The organism is Sphingomonas azotifigens NBRC 15497 (genome assembly GCF_002091475.1).
GTDB lineage: Bacteria > Pseudomonadota > Alphaproteobacteria > Sphingomonadales > Sphingomonadaceae > Sphingomonas > Sphingomonas azotifigens.
The window spans coordinates 1-2,109 of sequence record NZ_BCTR01000123.1 but is presented as its reverse complement, the minus strand read 5'-3'; the positions used below and the strand labels follow the sequence as shown (position 1 = coordinate 2,109).

General features: G+C 64.7%; 3 protein-coding genes. All 3 read left to right on the top strand.

From position 1 onward, the window contains the following. A complete protein-coding gene (locus SAZ01S_RS23140; protein ID WP_084584683.1) occupies window positions 1-903 on the top strand; it encodes an ArdC family protein in 903 nt (300 codons plus the stop codon). Next, window positions 900-1,109, top strand: coding sequence for a sigma factor-like helix-turn-helix DNA-binding protein (locus SAZ01S_RS23135; protein WP_084584682.1), 210 nt, complete (start codon window positions 900-902; stop codon window positions 1,107-1,109). The genes SAZ01S_RS23140 and SAZ01S_RS23135 overlap by 4 nt, the downstream gene beginning before the upstream one ends. Before the next feature lie 71 nt (window positions 1,110-1,180). Beyond that, window positions 1,181-2,104 carry a HEPN domain-containing protein gene (locus SAZ01S_RS23130; RefSeq protein ID WP_084584681.1) on the top strand — a complete coding sequence of 308 codons (924 nt, stop codon included), beginning with the start codon at window positions 1,181-1,183 and terminating at the stop codon, window positions 2,102-2,104. Window positions 2,105-2,109 lie beyond the last annotated feature (5 nt).

Below are 2,109 nucleotides of genomic sequence, written 5' to 3'. Positions count from 1 at the left end.
ATTGGACACGAGAACCGGGCGAGCCTCTATGCCGAGGTGACGGGACGGGTGATTGCCGAGCTGGAACTGGGGCGGCTGCCCTGGGTGCAGCCTTGGGATGCTGCGGCATGCGGCTGTGCGATGCCGGCCAATGCCGTGACCGGACGGCGCTACTCAGGGATCAATGTGCTGATCCTCTGGGCTGCCGTGATCGATGGACGCTATGCCTCGCAGCGCTGGCTGACCTTTCGGCAAGCGCAGGCGGCCGGGGGTAGCGTGCGGCGGGGCGAGCGGGGGACGACGATCTGTTATGCCGATCGCTTCACGCCGAAGGACGAGGCCGAGCGGGCACGCGACGAGGATCGCGAGGCGCGGCAGCTGGCGTTTCTCAAGCGGTTCACCGTGTTCAACGTCGACCAGTGTGAGGGGCTCCCCGAGCGGCTGACGGTGGGGGAGCCGGGCGAGCCGGTGGCAGAGGCCGACCGCATTCCTGCTGCGCATGCGCTGATGGAAGCGTGCGGCGCCGATATCCGGATCGGGGGCGGGGAAGCCTATTACAGCCGCGGCGGCGATTACGTCGCGGTGCCTCCGCAGCTCGCTTTCTACGACCGCATCAACTGGTACAGGACCGTACTGCACGAACTGGGGCACTGGACCGGGCATCGATCGCGGCTCGACCGCGACCAGTCGGGCGCGTTCGGTAGCGCGGCCTATAGTCGGGAAGAGCTGGTCGCCGAGATGACCAGCGCGTTCACCTGCGCTTCGCTGGCGATCCGGCCGACGGTTCGGCACGCTGATTACGTGGGCAGCTGGTTGGCGGTGCTACGCGAGGACGAGAAGGCCATCTTCCGGGCGGCGAGCGCTGCCAGCAAGGCGGCGGACTATCTGCTCGGCTTCGTCGCGGACGGGGAGTCTGGGCGATGATGCGCTGGCTTCGTTTGCGGCGGATGCGCCGCGCCTTTCGTGCACTGCCCGAGCGCGATCGGGCAATCTTCGGGTCGGTGCGGTTCGATGACCGGGATTACGTCGAAACGGCCGAATTGCATGGCTGCACGGTGGAAGAGGTCGAGCAGACCATCGCCCGCGTGTTGATCGCGCTGGGTCGGGCGGAGCGGGGCGAGCAGCCATGAGCGACGCGACACCTCGCCCGGCAATACCGGGCGAGGTGTACGTCGCCGCATCAGCGCGTTAGGATCGGAATATGAGGACCAACCTCGATCATCTGCCCCCAGCCAAGCAGCGCGAGCTGGAGCGTGTTGTCCAGATTCTGTTCGAGGAGTTCGGCGACGCGATCGCCATCGCCACGTCGGATTGGAAGAAGCAGGCGCGCATCCTCAAGGTCATCCTCTACGGCAGCTATGCGCGCGGCGGCTGGGTCGATGAGCCCCACACCGCCAAGGGCTATCAGTCCGACTTCGACCTGTTGGTGATCGTCAACAAGGACAAGCTCACCGATCGGGTGGAGTTCTGGGCGACCGCCGAGGACCGGCTCAACCGCGAACTGGCGATCACCAAAACGTTGCGCACGCCCGTCAATTTCATCGTGCACACCATGCAGGAGGTGAACGACGGGCTCGCACATGGGCGCTATTTCTTCATGGACGTCGCCCGTGATGGCATTGTGCTATACGAGAGCGAACCGAGCGAACTGCACCAGCCCAAGCCGAAGACGCCTCCCCAGGCGCTCGCAATGGCCCGGGAGTATTTCGACGAGTGGTTTCCCTCTGCGATGAAGCGTTTCGAGATTGCCGGATTCGACCTGTCAAAAGGCTTCTTGAAAGATGCGGCATTCGACCTTCATCAGACCGCCGAGCGCCTCTACCACTGCGTTTTGCTGGTCTGCACATTCTACACGCCGCACACCCACAATCTTGGATTTCTGCGCACCCAGGCCGAGCGGATCGATCCGCGGCTGATCGACGCTTGGCCACGCGATCAGCGCATCGATCGTTCGCGGTTCGAGAAGCTGAAGGAAGCCTATGTGAAGGCGCGCTATTCCAAGCACTACCGGATCACCGCCGAGGAGCTGGCGTGGCTCGGCGAGCGCGTCGAAGTGCTGGGGCAGGCGGTGCAGGTGATCTGCGAAGAACGCATCGCGGCGCTGGAGCACGCTGCCGCCGCATGATCGTC